This window comes from Bacillus sp. PK3_68 (assembly GCF_003600835.1).
Taxonomy (GTDB): Bacteria; Bacillota; Bacilli; order Bacillales; family Domibacillaceae; genus Pseudobacillus.
Genome location: NZ_NQYC01000001.1, coordinates 2,672,722 through 2,690,000, shown reverse-complemented (window position 1 = coordinate 2,690,000; position 17,279 = coordinate 2,672,722). Strand labels below are relative to the sequence as shown.

Annotated in this window: 14 protein-coding genes (1 of these 14 running past the window's edge); 7 read left to right on the top strand and 7 right to left on the bottom strand. The window is 41.2% G+C overall.

Annotation, left to right across the window (positions count from 1 at the left end; genetic code table 11):
* The 7 genes from CJ483_RS13590 to dnaA all read right to left on the bottom strand — a co-directional run.
* Window positions 1–1,062 carry the 5' portion of an HD-GYP domain-containing protein gene (locus tag CJ483_RS13590; RefSeq protein ID WP_120035780.1) on the bottom strand. The gene continues 24 nt to the left of window position 1, outside the view, so the window shows 1,062 of its 1,086 coding nt (coding positions 1–1,062); its start codon is at window positions 1,060–1,062; the stop codon falls past the left edge of the window.
* Between the two features lie 84 nt (window positions 1,063–1,146).
* Window positions 1,147–3,642: a DNA gyrase subunit A gene (gene gyrA / locus CJ483_RS13585; RefSeq protein ID WP_120035779.1), complete on the bottom strand. Its 2,496-nt coding sequence runs from the start codon at window positions 3,640–3,642 to the stop codon at window positions 1,147–1,149.
* A gap of 136 nt (window positions 3,643–3,778) precedes the next feature.
* Window positions 3,779–5,704 (bottom strand): DNA topoisomerase (ATP-hydrolyzing) subunit B, encoded by a 1,926-nt coding sequence (gyrB, locus tag CJ483_RS13580; RefSeq protein ID WP_120035778.1) that lies wholly within the window; start codon window positions 5,702–5,704, stop codon window positions 3,779–3,781.
* 252 nt (window positions 5,705–5,956) lie between these two features.
* Window positions 5,957–7,075: a DNA replication/repair protein RecF gene (gene recF / locus CJ483_RS13575; protein ID WP_120035777.1), complete on the bottom strand. Its 1,119-nt coding sequence runs from the start codon at window positions 7,073–7,075 to the stop codon at window positions 5,957–5,959.
* A 20-nt stretch (window positions 7,076–7,095) separates the two neighbouring features.
* Entirely contained in the window at window positions 7,096–7,314 is a 219-nt protein-coding gene (gene yaaA, locus CJ483_RS13570; RefSeq protein WP_120035776.1) for a S4 domain-containing protein YaaA, read from the bottom strand.
* Between the two features lie 153 nt (window positions 7,315–7,467).
* Entirely contained in the window at window positions 7,468–8,604 is a 1,137-nt protein-coding gene (gene dnaN / locus CJ483_RS13565) for a DNA polymerase III subunit beta (RefSeq protein ID WP_120035775.1), read from the bottom strand.
* 190 nt (window positions 8,605–8,794) lie between these two features.
* Entirely contained in the window at window positions 8,795–10,138 is a 1,344-nt protein-coding gene (dnaA, locus tag CJ483_RS13560; protein ID WP_120035774.1) for a chromosomal replication initiator protein DnaA, read from the bottom strand.
* 628 nt (window positions 10,139–10,766) lie between these two features.
* On the opposite strand from dnaA, the gene rpmH reads away from it, so the two are divergent.
* From rpmH to rsmG, 7 genes are all read left to right on the top strand, one after another.
* Window positions 10,767–10,901, top strand: coding sequence for a 50S ribosomal protein L34 (gene rpmH / locus CJ483_RS13550; protein WP_049665949.1), 135 nt, complete (start codon window positions 10,767–10,769; stop codon window positions 10,899–10,901).
* A 63-nt stretch (window positions 10,902–10,964) separates the two neighbouring features.
* Complete coding sequence (gene rnpA / locus CJ483_RS13545; protein WP_120035772.1) at window positions 10,965–11,324, top strand: ribonuclease P protein component; 360 nt, start codon at window positions 10,965–10,967, stop codon at window positions 11,322–11,324.
* A 96-nt stretch (window positions 11,325–11,420) separates the two neighbouring features.
* Window positions 11,421–12,167 carry a YidC family membrane integrase SpoIIIJ gene (gene spoIIIJ / locus CJ483_RS13540; protein WP_120038029.1) on the top strand — a complete coding sequence of 249 codons (747 nt, stop codon included), beginning with the start codon at window positions 11,421–11,423 and terminating at the stop codon, window positions 12,165–12,167.
* Window positions 12,168–12,178: 11 nt separating this feature from the next.
* Complete coding sequence (gene jag / locus CJ483_RS13535) at window positions 12,179–12,802, top strand: RNA-binding cell elongation regulator Jag/EloR (protein WP_120035771.1); 624 nt, start codon at window positions 12,179–12,181, stop codon at window positions 12,800–12,802.
* 352 nt (window positions 12,803–13,154) lie between these two features.
* Window positions 13,155–14,540 (top strand): tRNA uridine-5-carboxymethylaminomethyl(34) synthesis GTPase MnmE, encoded by a 1,386-nt coding sequence (gene mnmE / locus CJ483_RS13530; RefSeq protein ID WP_120035770.1) that lies wholly within the window; start codon window positions 13,155–13,157, stop codon window positions 14,538–14,540.
* A gap of 20 nt (window positions 14,541–14,560) precedes the next feature.
* Complete coding sequence (mnmG, locus tag CJ483_RS13525; protein WP_120035769.1) at window positions 14,561–16,450, top strand: tRNA uridine-5-carboxymethylaminomethyl(34) synthesis enzyme MnmG; 1,890 nt, start codon at window positions 14,561–14,563, stop codon at window positions 16,448–16,450.
* A gap of 25 nt (window positions 16,451–16,475) precedes the next feature.
* Window positions 16,476–17,192 (top strand): 16S rRNA (guanine(527)-N(7))-methyltransferase RsmG, encoded by a 717-nt coding sequence (gene rsmG / locus CJ483_RS13520; RefSeq protein ID WP_120035768.1) that lies wholly within the window; start codon window positions 16,476–16,478, stop codon window positions 17,190–17,192.
* Window positions 17,193–17,279 lie beyond the last annotated feature (87 nt).

Below are 17,279 nucleotides of genomic sequence, written 5' to 3'. Positions count from 1 at the left end.
ATCTCTTCTTTTCTCAAGATCTAAAATCGTTTCACTCTTCTGTAACTGTAACAACGGTCTTGTAGGATATTGTTGTTTCATAAAAACAATAGTAGCAACTTGTCCGTCTGATAACTGAACAACTGTCCCAGCAGGAAGCTTAGTAAAAAGAGTCGTTAATGATTTAACCACGGACAAATCAAACTGCCCAAAGAAATCCTCCCTGAACATTTCGAGCACCTTAAACGGGAGCTGCCTTTTCCGATATGGACGGTCTGTCGTCATGGCATGAAAAACATCTGCTAAAGCAACAATACGTGAAACCGGCAACAGCTTGTCTCCTTTTATCCCATTCACATACCCGGACCCATCCATTCTTTCATGATGTTGAAAAATAGCTAGTTTGGTCTCTGGCTTTAAGAGGCTAATATCTTTAACCATCTTGTAACTTGCGAGTGGATGATCATGAATTTCTTTTCTTTCCCCAGCCGTTAATGCCTTTTCTTTCAACAAAATGCGCGGGTCAATTTTCGCCATTCCACAATCAGCTAGTGTACCGGCAAGAGCTGCCTGAACAATCGTTCCTTTTTCATAATTTAGCTGCACAGCCATTCCACCGCTTAACAGTCCAGTTGAGATAGCATGGTGGGAAAAGTACTTCTCTTTCTCCGCATAATTTATCAGCTCTAAAAGTAATTCAGGGTTGCTTATCACCCTTTCGAGCAATGGTAGGATAATTTCACGGATTTTAACAATGTCTATCCCTCCCCCTGCTCGCCACTTTTGAAATTCTTTATTATGTTCTTCTACACTTTGAAGATAATTCTGGAAGAAGTCTGTTTGTTTGACTGAAGGCGTGGCTGCTTGGTAATCTTTTTTCTCTTCCGTTACTTCTTTTTCCACAGTCATCTCCATTGAAGGTCCCTCTGTAATGGCAACTTCGTTAATTAAGAATGCTTTAAGTATTTTAATGTGCCAGCTTGTTAAAGTGGTTTCCTTTGCCATTAACGGCACAGGGGTTTTCCCCATGACATCGTCCAGCAGTACGTTTCCCTCTCTTAAATCCTCTACCTTCACGTACATCCTTCTTTTCCCCCAGGTTTTTTTACTTATATTCTAACAAATATTGGATAGATTAGAAATAAAAAAAGCCGGTAAAACCGGCTTTTATTCCACTTCTTTATGAGTTTCATTTATATCTTGATCAGAAAGGGAATCCATTAATTCCTCTTCTTCCTCTTTAGCTATTTTTGTTACAGTAGCTACCGTCTCTTCATCCTGCAAACGGATAAGCTTAACCCCTTGCGTATTTCGGCCGGTAATGGAGATATCTTCTATATCCATTCTAATAAGGACACCGCCAACTGTAATCAGCATTAAATCTTCTTTTCCACTCACTGTTTTGATAGCAACAAGCGGTCCATTTTTGCTTGTAATATTACATGTTTTCAATCCTTTACCGCCTCTTGTCTGGATGCGGTAATCTTTTTCTGGCGTCCGTTTTCCATAACCGTTCTCCGTCACAATAAGAACGTAATCATTTTCATGGAGGAGTTCCATGCCTACCACACAATCGTCAGGCGACAATCTGATTCCCCTGACTCCAGTCGACACCCGTCCCATTTGACGAACATTTTCTTCTTCAAAACGAATCATCATGCCATCGCGCGTACCTATTACGATGTGCTGGTGACCATCAGTCAGCCGCACAGATATTAGCTCATCATCTTCTCTTAAATTAAGAGCTCGTAATCCATTGGTTCGGATATTGGCAAACTCCGTTAGTTGCGTACGTTTGACGATCCCTGATTTTGTTGCAAAGAATAAGAAGGCATCGGCGTCAAATTGCTCGACACGGATCATCGCATTGACCCACTCATCCTTCTCCACTTCCAACAGATTGATTATTGGGATCCCCTTAGCTGTGCGGCTAAATTCAGGAATTTGATATCCTTTCAAACGATAGACCTTCCCTTTATTTGTAAAGAAAAGAATAGTATCGTGAGTGGAAGTAGTCAGCAGATGCTCAACAAAGTCATCTTCATTCGTCCCCATGCCTTGTATACCGCGTCCTCCACGTCTTTGACTGCGGTAAGTAGAAGCAGGAAGGCGCTTAATATAACCGTTATGGGTCAAAGTAAGAACAATCTGCTCACGAGGAATTAAATCTTCATCCATGATATCTTCCACGCCGGCATCCATGATTTCTGTGCGGCGTGTATCATTGAACTTCTCTTTAATTTCCAATAACTCGTCACGAATAATTCCAAGAATTTTTTCATCGTCAGCTAAAATGGCTTTTAATTCTCCAATTAATTGAATTAAATTTTGATACTCTTCTTCAATTTTCTCTCTTTCTAGTCCAGTTAAACGCTGCAAACGCATATCAAGAATAGCTTGCGCCTGCTTCTCTGACAGAGAAAACTGCTCCATTAGTCCATTTTTAGCAATTTCAGTCGTTTGAGAGCTACGAATTAAGCTGATAATTTCATCAATATGGTCAAGAGCAATTCTCAACCCTTCTAAAATGTGGGCTCTTGCTTCCGCTTTTCTTAATTCAAATTCTGTACGGCGACGAATAATTATCCGCTGATGCTCTAAATAATGATGCAGGCACTCTTTTATGCTTAATACACGTGGCTGACCGTCGACCAGTGCCAGCAAATTAATACCAAAGCTTGTTTGCATAGCCGTGTGCTTATATAAATTGTTAAGGATAACATTGGCATTGGCATCGCGGCGGATTTCCATCACAATCCGCATCCCATTACGGTCCGATTCATCCCGTAAATCAGTAATGCCATCAATGCGTTTATCACGTACAAGCTCAGCAATTTTTTCAATCAGTCTTGCTTTATTCACCTGATAAGGCAACTCATTAACAATGATCGTTTCTTTGCCGTTCGCACGCTGTTCAATGTCTACCTTTGCTCTAATAACTAAGGAACCTTTCCCAGTTTCATATGCGCGGCGAATTCCGCTTCTTCCCATAATCATTCCGCCAGTTGGGAAATCAGGACCTGGAATGTGTTCCATAATTTCCAACACAGACATGTCTTCATTTTTACTAAAAGCAATCAACCCATCAATGATCTCTCCAAGCTGATGGGGAGGAATATTTGTCGCCATTCCAACTGCAATACCCGATGTACCATTGACGAGCAGATTAGGGAAACGTGACGGAAGAACCTCAGGCTCCCTCTCTGAACCATCATAGTTATCTTTATAATCAATCGTATCTTTCGTAATATCCCGCAATAATTCCATTGATATCTTAGACATACGCGCTTCCGTATAACGCATCGCGGCAGCAGAGTCTCCATCAATCGAACCGAAATTCCCGTGGCCATCTACAAGCATGTAGCGATAGTTAAAATCTTGCGCCATACGTACCATCGTTTCATACACAGCAGAGTCACCGTGAGGATGGTACTTACCAATTACTTCCCCGACGATACGGGCAGACTTCTTATATGCTTTGTCAGCTGTCATCCCTAAGTCATTCATCGCATAAAGTATCCGGCGATGAACGGGCTTTAAGCCATCTCGAACATCCGGGAGTGCCCGGGCAACGATAACACTCATAGCATAATCCAAAAATGATGAGCGCATCTCTTGGCTAATATTGATTTCTGTTACTCTGGATTGAGGCGTTTCAGCCATGTAAAAGAACCTCCTTTAATGAACTTTTTAATGTATGAATAATAACTTTGGCCGCTAGAAAAAAGACAGACAGGATAGACAAAAATCTATCCTGCTCGTTCCCTTTTTCTCTTTTACGGACGGCTTTTCCTCAAAATTAGATGTCCAAGTTTTTCACATAAAGGGCATTTTCTTCGATAAACTGCCGGCGTGGCTCGACACGATCACCCATCAAGATTTCAAACGTTTCATCTGCTTCAATGGCATCTTCCAAACTAACTTGAAGCAAGGTTCTCGTATCTGGATTCATCGTTGTATCCCATAGCTGCTCTGCATTCATTTCTCCAAGTCCTTTATAGCGCTGCAGTCCAGGCTTCGCATTTTCCGGAAGACTTGCGAGAATTTCATCGAGCTGGCGGTCATTGTACGCATATTCAACACGCTTACCTTGCATCACTTTATATAGCGGCGGTTGAGCAATGTAGACATATCCCGCTTCAATCAGCTGACGCATGTAACGGAAGAGGAAAGTAAGCATCAGCGTCCGGATATGGGCACCATCAACGTCCGCATCTGTCATGATAACAAGCTTATGGTAACGGGCTTTGGAGATGTCAAACTCATCACCGATTCCCGTGCCGAGAGCTGTAATAATCATGCGAATTTCGTTGTTCGATAAAATCTTATCGAGACGTGCTTTCTCGACGTTAATAATTTTTCCGCGAAGCGGCAGGATAGCCTGAAAATGACGGTCACGGCCCTGTTTGGCTGATCCACCGGCTGAGTCACCTTCAACTACGAACAGTTCACTGATTTCAGGATCACGAGATGAACAATCGGCCAGCTTTCCAGGAAGACTGGATACTTCCAATGCGCTCTTTCTGCGCGTCAACTCTCTTGCTTTTTTAGCTGCCATTCGCGCACGGGCAGCCATTAAGCCTTTTTCAACAATTTTTTTGGCAACTGCCGGGTTTTCAAGCATAAAGGTTTCAAAATGGGCAGAGAAAACAGCATCTGTTACTGCACGAGCCTCAGAGTTACCAAGTTTTGTTTTGGTTTGTCCTTCAAATTGCGGATCAGGATGCTTAATAGAGATAATGGCTGTTAATCCTTCTCTGACATCTTCCCCTGATAGATTGGTTTCGCCTTCTTTAACTAAACCGTTTTTACGCGCGTAATCATTGATCACACGCGTTAAAGCAGTTTTAAAGCCCGACTCATGTGTGCCGCCTTCATATGTGTTAATGTTGTTAGCGAATGAGTATACATTGCTCGCAAACCCTTCGTTGTATTGCAGAGCAATTTCAGCAGAAATTCCATCTTTCATGCCTTCCACGTAAATTGGTTCGCTATGAACGACTTCTTTTTTCCGATTCAAATGCTCTACGTAGGATTTAATACCGCCCTCATAATGATATTCATTCATTTTTCCTTCTTCACGACGATCCTCAATAATAATGGTGATGCCACGATTAAGGAAAGCAAGTTCGCGCAAACGGTTCGCTAACGTATCGTATTCATAGACCGTCGTTTCCGTAAAAATCTCCTTGTCCGGCTTAAAATGAATAGTCGTTCCCGTATAATCTGTTTCGCCAATAATTTTAAGATCTTCTTGTGGAACTCCGCGTTTGTAGCATTGGTAATAAATATTGTTATTGAGGTGAACAAACACTTCAAGTTCTTCGGATAGCGCATTAACAACGGAAGCCCCTACACCATGAAGACCACCCGAAACTTTATAGCCTCCGCCGCCGAATTTCCCGCCGGCATGCAGCACAGTTAAAATAACCTCTACTGCCGGACGTCCTGTCTGCTCCTGAATACCAACCGGAATTCCACGTCCGTTATCTTTTACTGTAATGCTGTTATCTTCTTCAATAATCACTCGGATTTTGTCACAATATCCTGCGAGTGCCTCATCAATACTATTATCAACAATTTCCCAGACGAGATGGTGAAGACCTTTTCCACTCGTTGAACCAATATACATTCCCGGCCGCTTACGAACGGCTTCAAGGCCTTCGAGTACCTGTATCTGGTTCTCATCATAGGAAGGCTGGTTAGCTGTATTAGGTTGTTCCATAGTCAAATCCGTTCACCTGCTCTTTCTTCCAAAAGTCTAATGGTCCATTGCTTACCGACAGACTTTTGAAAATAATTTTCATATGTTTACTTCTTCATGTATAAGATAAAAAGAATAAAAACTTATTCTTTGAAATTATAGATAAAGTTTGCTTCTTAAACTGTCAGGCTGATCAAATAATTGTTAACAATCCGAAGAATAAAGGTCTGTTTCTCGGTTATACTAACAGCCAGGTTGAGTTTCCTATGCTGTTCACTTCACTTGCGAGATCGTTCCGTTCTCCACTGCAAATGTCGAAGCTTCCTGCAATGTCTGATGATGAATCCCTTCCGTGCTCGTCGTCGTTACAAAGGTTTGTACTTTTCCTTGTATCGTATTCAATAAATGGGATTGGCGATAATCATCAAGTTCCGACAAAACATCATCAAGTAGAAGAATCGGATATTCCTTGATTTCAGAATGAATCAGTTCGATTTCCGCCAGCTTGACAGACAAAGCCGTTGTTCGCTGTTGGCCTTGGGAGCCAAATGTTTGCACATTTTTTCCGTTGACCTGGAAGATAAGATCATCGCGATGCGGGCCAAACATTGTGATTCCCCGCTCTATTTCTTTTTGCTGCTGCATATGAAACTTTTCTTCGAACATATGAATCATTTTAGACGGATCGTCCTCTTCTGATACATTAATAGACGGCTCATACAAAATATTTAACGTTTCTCCTCCACGGGAGATGCCTGAATGAATCGACTGTGCCCAGCCTTGCAGCAACTGAATAAAATCAAATCTTTTTCTGACAATCTTTACAGCCAACTGTATTAGCTGATCTGTAAAAACCTCCAACATGGTTAGATCACTCGTTTTCTTTATTTGCAGCTGCTTTAAGTAACGATTCCGCTGCTGCAATATTTTGTAATACTGGCTGATATCATGAAGATAGACAGGAGATACCTGGCCTATTTCCATATCAATAAAACGCCTTCTCACTTGGGGATTGCCCTTGACAAGGTGAAGATCTTCAGGGGCAAACATGACAACATTCATATTGCCTATATACTGACTTAGACGCTGCTGCTCAAGATGATTGCATTTTGCTTTTTTGCCCTTTTTTGAAATGATTAACTCTAACGGCACAGAACCCTGAGTTTTTTCCACTCTTCCTTTTATTTTAGCATACTCTGTCTCCCAGCGAATTAAATCTTTATCGTTAGAGGTACGATGAGATTTGGCCATAGCCAGCACAAAAATCGATTCAATCACATTTGTTTTCCCCTGAGCGTTTTCTCCGAGAAAAACATTTACCTTATTTTCGAATTCAATATTTAAAGAAGCATAGTTCCGGTAGTTTTCCAAAGACAAATCCGTTAAGTGCATATGCAAAACATCCTTTTGTTTTATAAACCAACAACTTCAAAACTGCCAGTCCCTGGAATCTCCACCCGGTCGCCTACACGCAGTTTTCTTCCTCTTCGCTGGTCAAGTTCTCCATTGATATAAACCTCATGTTCACTTAAGAACCATTTGGCCATACCTCCTGTTTGAATGATATCCGCAAGCTTTAAAAATTGGCCCAAAGGAATGTATTCTGTTTCGATGGCTACTTTTTTATCCATTTTTTTCACTGCTTTCGAATGAATTCTCTAATACTTTATTTTACTAAATTTTTGCCCTTAACACAAAGAAGAAACAAACGAAAGAAGGCTGCCCATTTCATGAAACAGCCTCTTCTTTCTCAGTTTTTCCTATTGTTCACTCTATGCAGCAAATTAATACGTACGAACAGGCAAAATAAGCTGCAAAATAGAATCATCATTTTCAGGACGAATCACAAATGGTCTCATAGCTCCGGTAAATTGGATATTGATTTCTGTCCCCTCTAATACCTTTAACGCATCCATCATGTATTTGGCACTAAAAGAGATCTTAATTTCTTCCCCTTCCATTTCACGGCTTTTTACTTGCTCTGTTACCTTGCCGATTTCTGGAGAATTAGAAGAAATCTCAATCATTCCTTCATCAATCATTGACAATTTAACAACGTTGTTGCGTCCTTCTCTTGCCAACAAGGAGGCTCTATCAATAGCCTGTAAAAAATCTTTTGTATTTAACTCGAGCTTTGTTTTGTGGTCGGTTGGAATCAAGCGACTAGTATCCGGATAGTTCCCTTCGAGTAGACGGGAATAGAACAATAGATGCTTGGCCCGGAAAAGAACTTGATTGTCTGTGATAACAATTTCTACAAGCTCCTGTGAATCATCAAGGATTTTGCTTAGCTCATTCAAGCTTTTTCCTGGGATCACGATGTTATATTCAGCATTCGAATTGGTTTCTACTGATGCTTTTCTCCAAGCAAGCCGATGGCTGTCTGTTGCAATGCAAATTAATTGTCCCTCTTCCATCTTCCAGTTGACACCTGTCAAGATCGGGCGTGTTTCTGAGGTGGACACTGCGAAGACAGTTTGTCGAATTAAGGCTTTAAGTAAATCGGTCGGCAATTTAAAGACTTCCCCTTCCTCAATTTGAGGCAAATGAGGATATTCATCAGGATCAAGCCCGTTCAAATTAAATTCAGCCTGGCCGGAGCGAATGACTGTTTGAAAAGAAGAAACTACTTCAATTTCAGCTTTTTCAGAAGGCAGTTTTTTCACGATTTCATTGAAAAAACGGGCATTCAGCACGATGGAACCTGTTTGCTGAATCTCTACAATAATCTTTCCCTCTTCTTCTTTTGGAATAAAAGATTCGATAGAAATGTCAGAATCACTTCCAGTTAACTTAATTCCTTCTTCAGTCGCATCAATTTTAATCCCAGTTAAAATCGGAATCGTTGTTCTGGAGCTAATGGCTTTTAAAACGTCTTGAACGCTTTGAGCAAAGCGGTCTTTTTGAATAGCAAACTTCATTTTTTTCTCCTTTCATTATTCAAGCATAATGTTTATAGCTGCTGCATATAATAATAATTTTATATTTAAAAAAATAATAGTAATAGTACTAGGTCCTGTGAATATGTGGATAATCCAAAAAAACAAAAGCAAGACAGTCTATCCACATGTGGACAGACTGTTTGTAACCTATGAAAAGTTATGCACACTATTAAGAGTTTAAAATACTTTGTATTTCTTTCACTTTAGATTGTAGCTGATTATCAGTATCGAGCAGCTTAGAAATTTTTTCGTGGGCATGAATAACGGTTGTGTGATCTCTTCCTCCAAATTCTTCACCGATTTTAGGAAGGGAAAAGTCGGTCAGCTCACGAGATAAATACATGGCGATTTGCCTTGGGAACGCAATGGATTTTGTCCGCTTCTTAGCTTTAAAATCTTCAAGCTTAACATTGTACTGCTCACCGACTACTTTTTGGATTTCCTGGATGGTAATCACTTTTGGCTTTGAGCTAGGAATAATATCCTTGAGCGCTTCTGCTGCAAGATCCGCGTTAATATCTTTATTAATCAGCGAAGAATAGGCGACTACGCGAATGAGCGCGCCTTCAAGCTCTCGAATATTAGTATCAATTTGATTAGCGATATAAAGCATAACCTCATTAGGGATATCAAGGTTATCTGCTTTCGCTTTTTTGCGCAAAATCGCAATTCTCGTTTCTAAATCCGGCGGTGTAATATCAGTAATCAATCCCCATTCAAACCGAGAGCGCAGGCGGTCCTCAAGCGTCGGAATTTCTTTGGGCGGCCGGTCGCTGGAAATGATAATCTGTTTGCTTTCTTCGTGAAGTGTATTAAACGTATGGAAAAATTCCTCTTGAGTGGATTCTTTTCCGGCAAGGAATTGAATATCATCTATTAGCAATATATCTACATTGCGATAGCGATTCCGGAACTCGACTGCTTTGTTATCCCTGATTGAATTAATAAATTCATTTGTGAATTTTTCAGAAGATAGGTAAACGACTTTGGCGTTAGGATTATGTTCAAGTACATAATGGCCAATCGCATGCATTAAGTGTGTTTTGCCAAGTCCCACTCCCCCATAAATAAACAGTGGATTATAAGCTTTTGCTGGCGCTTCCGCTACAGCAAGCGAAGCGGCATGAGCAAAACGGTTGCCCGAGCCGATAACGAAAGTGTCGAATGTGTACTTGGGATTAAGCATGCTTTGTGGAAAGTCGTGTATTTCTTCTTTCTTTTTTGGTTTATTAGGCATCGGCATTTCGTAGTCTTCAGACGCCTGATTTTCCGGAATGATGAATTTCACGGACAGCTCTTCTCCAGTGATTTCACCAAGAACGCCTGAGATTAATTGCGAATAATGCCCTTCGAGCCAGTCTCTTGCAAAATCGTTTGGAGCTGAAATAGTAATAGAATCACCATGCAAGGAATGTGCTTTTGTTGATTTCAGCCACGTATCAAAGCTGGGCTTGCTAATTTTTTTCTCTATGTTTTCCAACGCTTTATTCCACAGATCATCGATATTTTCCATGAGGCCCCCTCCTCCTGATAAATTTTGTTTGTTATATAACAGTTTTTATCTGAATTTATATTTATGCAATCGTTTGAGTGTGGTTAAATATATAAATAAGAAAAAAATAGTTTTTCGACATTGTTAACAGCTTGTGGACATTTTTATACAAAGAGGTTGAATAACTTATCAACACTTTATTCACAATTGTGGATAAGTCAGACTATAAAAATACTTATTCAGAGTGAAAACAAAGTAATGATAGCAGAAAAAGAGCTTTCATGCAATGCTCTATAAAATTTATCCACAACTACTACATCCTGTGCAAAAAAACTTTTCCACAGGGGGCGCATTTGTGTAAAACTTGTCAGCAACATCTGTGTATAAGAAAAAAACTGTCGAAATTTATCCACAGCTGTTCGAAAAGTGCTTGTGGACTTATGGACAAGCCTGTTTTCCTGGTTAAGTGTCCCAAGTGTCTTCTTAAATAAAAAAATAAGATCAAATGATGGCAAGAAGAATGACTTTTTGGGGAAAAGAGGTATTTTTTGCTTTGTGTTTAGGTATTGACAGGAAAAGAGTTCATCTTTATAATCAAAAAGACTGTCTTTAACGTTAAATTTTCCATTCCTCAGGGAGGTGTTTTATAATGAAAAGAACTTACCAACCAAATAAACGTAAAAGAAGTAAAGTTCACGGATTTCGCAGCCGTATGAGCTCTAAAAATGGCCGTCGCGTTCTAGCTCGCCGTCGTGCTAAAGGAAGAAAAGTATTATCTGCATAAGCCACTGAAAAATCTCAGTGGTCTTTTTTTTAGAAAAAATGGCGAAGAAAAGGTGATAGACTAATGAAAAAAACATTCCGCATAAAAAAAGACAGTGAGTTTCAATCCGTTTTCAAGGGCGGAAAGTCTTTTGCCAATCGTCAATTTGTGGTGTACGTGTATAGAAAAGATTTAACTGTTCCTTTCCGGATCGGGTTGTCTGTCAGCAAGAAGGTTGGCAATGCAGTTATACGCAACCGGATTAAGCGATACATCAGACAAAGCTTTACAGAATTAAAAGAAGAAATTCTGCCGGGATACGATTTTATTGTCATTGCCCGCAAGCCAGCTGCTGAGATGAATAGCAAGGAAGTAAAAAAAAGTCTCATTCATGTGCTGAAGCGGGCAAAGGCAATCAACCAAAGAACACAACGACATGAGTAAAAATTGTAAAAAAATAAAATAGAATAAATGGGTGGCTTTTTAGAAAAGGGGCGCCGTATAGAACTGACAGGGGGGGAGAAGCGTTTGAATAGAAAGATGATCACTCTAATTCTTTTAGCAGTGACCACCGTACTGCTTGCCGGCTGTACAGAGGTAAATAAAGAAATTACGCCGGACAGCAAAGGTTTTTGGAATGAGTTTGTGGTGTATCCGCTTTCAGTTGTTATTACAAAGACTGCCGAGGCAGTTGGCAGCTATGGCTGGGCGATCATTATCGTTACAATCATCATTCGACTCATTATTTTACCACTGATGATCAAACAAACGAAAAATACGAAAGCCATGCAAATTCTACAGCCTGAGATGCAAAAGATCAAAGAAAAGTACAAGTCAAAAGATGCTGTGACCCAGCAAAAAATGCAGCAGGAAACAATGGCACTTTTCCAAAAACATGGGGTAAATCCTCTCGCCGGCTGTTTTCCGCTGATTATCCAAATGCCGATTATTTTTGGATTTTATCAGGCAATCATGCGTACAGAGGCAATTAAACAAGATACTTTTTTATGGTTTGATTTAGGTTCTCCAGACCCTTTCTTTGTCCTTCCGCTTGTTGCGGGAATCACAACGTTCCTACAACAAAAGTTGATGATGGCTGGAGCAATGAACCAGAACCCACAAATGGCTATGATGCTTTGGCTAATGCCAATTATGATTATTGTATTTGCTGTCAATTTACCAGCTGCTTTGTCATTGTATTGGGTAGTAGGTAACGTGTTTATGATTATACAAACATTGATTATCAACCGGCCTGGTGTTAGTAAGACCACTTCAGTTAATGACTAGGAGGGGGATGGATGAAAGAGATTACGGCTGTCGGTCAAACTGTTGAAGAAGCTCTTCAGTCTGCTTTAAAGCAATTAAAAGCAACAGAAGAACAAGTTGAAATTGACATTTTGGACGAAGGAAAAAAAGGATTGTTTGGCCTGTTCGGTCAGCGCCCAGCTTCCGTGAGAGTAAGACGCAAGCCAGATCCGATCAGTGAAGCGAAAGATTACATTTTATCTATTGCAGCCCATTTAGGCGTACATCCAAACATCCATGTGCAAAAGCAAGGAAAACAAGTTACTTTTTCACTTTCCGGTGAAAAAATTGCCCTGTTAATTGGAAAAAGAGGACAAACATTAAATTCTTTGCAGCAGCTCACCCAGCTCGTCATTAACCATCATTCAAAAGAGTTTATACATTTTAAGCTTGACGCTGGAGATTATCGAAAAAGAAGAGAAGAGTCGCTTACTACTCTGGCAGGACGAATGGCTGAGAAAGCAGGATCAACAGGAAAGCCTGTTCGTCTCGAACCATTGCCAGCTGCCGAGCGAAAAGTTATCCATGCTGCACTTGCTGGTAACTCTCAGGTACGTACATTTTCAGAAGGCACAGAACCAAACCGCTATGTAGTCATTGCGCCTAAAAACAAATAGAGGCCTTCCCGAAAAATTCTTTTCTTCAGGAGAAAAGAAGGATCGGGAAGGCCTTTTTTATTGTGAGAGCCAATTAATCACATGTGGATAAATTTATTTTTTCAGAAAAAGAGCATCTATATACCATTTATTTACTTTTAATTAGTAGTTTATTACTTTTTATTCCATAAATGAGACTGCGTAGTTATTGTTATCCACACGTGAATAAGTTAAAATGGATAAGATTAAAAAGAAGGCTGTGGACAATCCAGCCTTCTTTTTAAATCGTCTTGCGTGTGTTAATCTAATGATTTGAGAATAAAGATCATGCACTTTTTTATAGATAGTATGTTGAAGGAAGAGGTGAGAAAAGTTGGATCTTGATACAATTGCCGCTATTTCGACACCGATGGGAGAAGGAGCGATTGCTATCGTCCGCCTTAGCGGTGAAGAAGCAGTAGATATTGCTGACCGCATTTTTCAGACTCCGTCGAAAAGGTCGTTAACAGAGATGGCCAGTCATACGATCCATTATGGCCACTTGATTGATCCAAAGACGGGGCAGGTCGTAGAAGAAGTAATGCTTTCGCTCATGAGAGGACCAAAAACGTTCACACGGGAAGATGTGGTAGAGATCAATTGCCATGGAGGTATCGTCTCTGTTAACCGGGTATTACAGCTCGTTTTAAGCGAAGGAGCACGCCTTGCAGAACCAGGTGAATTCACGAAAAGAGCTTTTCTTAACGGCCGGATTGATTTGTCGCAGGCAGAAGCGGTGATGGACTTGATTCGGGCAAAGACGGATAAAGCAATGAATGTGGCGCTTAACCAAATGGAAGGCCGTCTTTCAAAGCTTATTCGTACACTGCGCCAGGAAATTTTAGAAACACTCGCTCATATTGAAGTGAATATTGATTACCCTGAATATGATGATGTGGAAGAAATGACTCATCATGTTCTGTTGGAAAAGGCAGAACTTGTTCAAAAAGAAATAGAAAAGCTTCTGCGCACATCAGAACAAGGTAAGATTTTGCGGGAAGGGTTATCAACAGTGATCATTGGCCGTCCGAATGTCGGCAAATCGTCTTTGCTCAATGCGCTTGTGCAAGAGAATAAAGCGATTGTCACCGACATTCCCGGAACAACGCGTGATGTGATTGAGGAATACGTCAATGTACGAGGCGTGCCTCTCCGTCTTGTTGATACAGCAGGAATTCGTGAAACGGAAGACATCGTTGAACGAATTGGCGTGGAACGGTCTCGTCAGGTGCTAAAGGAAGCAGATTTGATTTTGCTTGTTCTAAATTATTCTGACGAGTTGACAGCAGAAGATGAAAAATTATTTGAAGCGACAGCTGGCATGGATGTTATCGTCATCGTGAATAAAACAGACCTGCCACAGAAAATTAATATAGACCGGGTGCAAAAGCTGGCGGAAGGGAAGCAGCTAGTCACTACTTCTTTGCTGGAGGAAAAGGGAATTGATGAGCTGGAAGAAGCGATTGCTTCCTTGTTTTTCTCTGGCTCCATTGAAGCAGGAGACATGACGTATGTTTCAAATTCCCGTCATATTGCTTTGCTTCACCAAGCATTAACAGCTATTACCGATGCGATTGAAAATACACAGTCGGGAACACCAATTGATATTGTTCAAATTGATTTAACAAGAACATGGGAGCTATTGGGCGAAATTATCGGCGAGAGTGTCCATGATAGCTTGATTGATCAGTTATTTTCACAATTTTGTCTTGGAAAATAATAAAATAAGGAGGAAAAAACATGCTACAATATGAAGCTGGCGAATATGATGTTGTCGTTGTAGGCGCCGGACATGCTGGTGTAGAAGCAGGGTTGGCATCTGCCCGAGCAGGGGCAAAGACGTTAATGATCACGATTAACCTCGATATGATTGCTTACATGCCATGTAATCCATCTATTGGTGGCCCAGCTAAAGGAATTGTTGTTCGGGAACTGGATGCTCTTGGCGGTGAAATTGGCAAGAACATCGACAAAACGCATATTCAAATGCGCATGCTGAATACAGGGAAAGGCCCAGCCGTGCGGGCATTGCGCGCACAGGCCGACAAAGTACTGTATCAGCAGGAAATGAAAAAAACAATTGAAAATCAAGAGAACTTAACACTGATCCAGGGAATGGTTGAAGATCTTATCGTTGAAGAGGGAGAATGCCGTGGTGTCGTCACACAAACCGGGGCAGTTTATCGTTCACAAGCAGTTATTATTACGACTGGAACATTTTTGCGCGGTGAAATTATCATTGGTGATTTGAAATATTCAAGCGGGCCAAATAACCAGCAGCCATCAATCCGTCTGTCAGAAAATCTAGAGAGACTTGGCTTTGACCTTGTTCGCTTTAAAACGGGGACGCCGCCGCGTGTCAACAGCCGGACAATTGACTACAGCAAAACAGAAATTCAACCCGGTGATGAAGAACCTCGTGCTTTCAGTTATGAGACAACAAAATTTATTACAGACCAGCTCCCTTGCTGGCTGACTTATACGAATGAAGAAACTCATAGCATTATCAATGAAAACCTTCATCGCTCTCCAATGTTTTCTGGGGTGATTAAGGGGAAAGGCCCACGTTATTGCCCATCCATTGAAGATAAGATTGTTCGCTTCAATGACAAGCCGCGCCATCAAATCTTTTTAGAGCCAGAAGGCCGCAATACGGAAGAAGTCTATGTACAGGGCTTGTCCTCCAGCTTGCCAGAAGATGTTCAATATCGGATGCTGCGCACGATTCCAGGCCTGGAAAAAGCTCAGCTGATGCGCGCCGGTTATGCAATTGAGTATGATGCAATCGTACCGACACAGTTATGGCCAACATTGGAAACGAAAAAAGTGAAAAATCTTTATACAGCAGGTCAGATTAATGGAACATCCGGTTACGAAGAAGCGGCTGCACAAGGCATGATGGCTGGAATCAATGCTGCTTGCCGTATTCTTGGCAAAGAAGAAGTGATTTTAAGCCGCTCTGATGCCTATATTGGTGTGCTGATCGATGATCTAGTGACGAAAGGAACAAGCGAACCATATCGCTTGCTCACTTCGCGTGCAGAATATCGTCTCCTGCTACGCCATGACAACGCTGATTTGCGTCTGACGGAAATCGGCTATCGCATCGGTTTGATTTCGCAAGAACGATACGAGCGTTTCTTGAAAAAGAAAGCGGCTATTGCCGGGGAAATAGAGCGTTTGCAATCGATAATCATTAAACCAAATGCAGAAACACAAGCTATCATTCGTGAAGCTGGCGGCAGTGAGTTAAAAGACGGCATCCGGGCTACTGACCTTTTAAAACGTCCCGAAATGCATTACGATCATTTAAAGAAACTGGTTCCTGCTCCTCATGAATTGGATACTGAAGTAGAGGAACAAGTGGAAATTCAAATTAAATATGAGGGATATATTGAAAAATCTCTTCAACAAGTGGAAAAGCTAAAGAAAATGGAAAACAAAAAAATACCGGAAAACATCGATTACGATGCGATTAACGGCCTTGCTACAGAAGCGCGTCATAACTTGAAAGAAGTTAGACCGCTCTCTATTGCCCAAGCCTCCCGAATTTCAGGTGTCAACCCGGCTGACATTTCCATTTTGCTTGTTTATATTGAACAGGGGCGCATCGCCCGCACAGCGAATTGAGTCTAGTTGAAGGGATGGTAGGCAAGTGAATAAAGAACAATTTCAGCAACAGCTTGCGGAGAAAGGGATTCATCTTTCTCCTTCCCAGCTTGAGCAATTTGATTTGTACTATCAATTGCTCGTTGAATGGAATGAAAAGATGAACTTAACAGCGATTACTGATAAAGAAGAGGTGTATTTAAAGCACTTCTATGACTCGCTGTCTGCAGCGTTCTATTTTGACTTCTCCGGCAGCCTGGCTATTTGTGATGTAGGGGCAGGAGCCGGGTTTCCAAGCATTCCGTTAAAGATTGCTTTTCCGGATATTCAGGTGACGATCGTTGACTCACTCAATAAACGGATTACATTTCTAAATCATCTGGCGAGTGAACTGCAGTTAAATGATGTGCACTTTTATCATGACCGCGCGGAGACATTTGGGAAGCTTCCGGAGCACAGGGAACAATATGACGTGGTGATGGCCCGTGCAGTTGCCCGGATGTCTGTGCTGAGTGAACTGTGTTTGCCACTCGTCAAAGTGGGCGGAGTCTTTTTAGCGATGAAAGCGGCCAATGCAAAAGATGAATTAAAAAACAGTCATAAAGCACTCACGGTACTCGGTGGCCGTTTGCGGGAAGAACATTCATTTTTGCTCCCAATGGAAGAGAGCGAACGGGCTATTATGGTAGTTGATAAGACGAAAATAACACCAAAAAAGTACCCTAGAAAACCTGGAACGCCAAATAAGTCACCGATTGAGTAAACCTCTGGTCTGCCGATAAACACCCGCTTTCTTTATAGCTTTCCTAGCTATGGTGTTCCTCGCTAGAGAAGCATCCTGAAAGCTAAA

Bases quoted from the DNA above. Each gene is read 5' to 3' on its own strand.
- gyrA (WP_120035779.1), bottom strand. From the start codon at position 3,642: ATGGCTGAAACGCCTCAATCCAGAGTAACAGAAATCAATATTAGCCAA.
- gyrB (WP_120035778.1), bottom strand. From the start codon at position 5,704: ATGGAACAACCTAATACAGCTAACCAGCCTTCCTATGATGAGAACCAG.
- recF (WP_120035777.1), bottom strand. From the start codon at position 7,075: ATGCACTTAACGGATTTGTCTTTGGAAAACTACCGGAACTATGCTTCT.
- yaaA (WP_120035776.1), bottom strand. From the start codon at position 7,314: ATGGATAAAAAAGTAGCCATCGAAACAGAATACATTCCTTTGGGCCAA.
- dnaN (WP_120035775.1), bottom strand. From the start codon at position 8,604: ATGAAGTTTGCTATTCAAAAAGACCGCTTTGCTCAAAGCGTTCAAGAC.
- dnaA (WP_120035774.1), bottom strand. From the start codon at position 10,138: ATGGAAAATATCGATGATCTGTGGAATAAAGCGTTGGAAAACATAGAG.
- rpmH (WP_049665949.1), top strand. From the start codon at position 10,767: ATGAAAAGAACTTACCAACCAAATAAACGTAAAAGAAGTAAAGTTCAC.
- rnpA (WP_120035772.1), top strand. From the start codon at position 10,965: ATGAAAAAAACATTCCGCATAAAAAAAGACAGTGAGTTTCAATCCGTT.
- spoIIIJ (WP_120038029.1), top strand. From the start codon at position 11,421: ATGATCACTCTAATTCTTTTAGCAGTGACCACCGTACTGCTTGCCGGC.
- jag (WP_120035771.1), top strand. From the start codon at position 12,179: ATGAAAGAGATTACGGCTGTCGGTCAAACTGTTGAAGAAGCTCTTCAG.
- mnmG (WP_120035769.1), top strand. From the start codon at position 14,561: ATGCTACAATATGAAGCTGGCGAATATGATGTTGTCGTTGTAGGCGCC.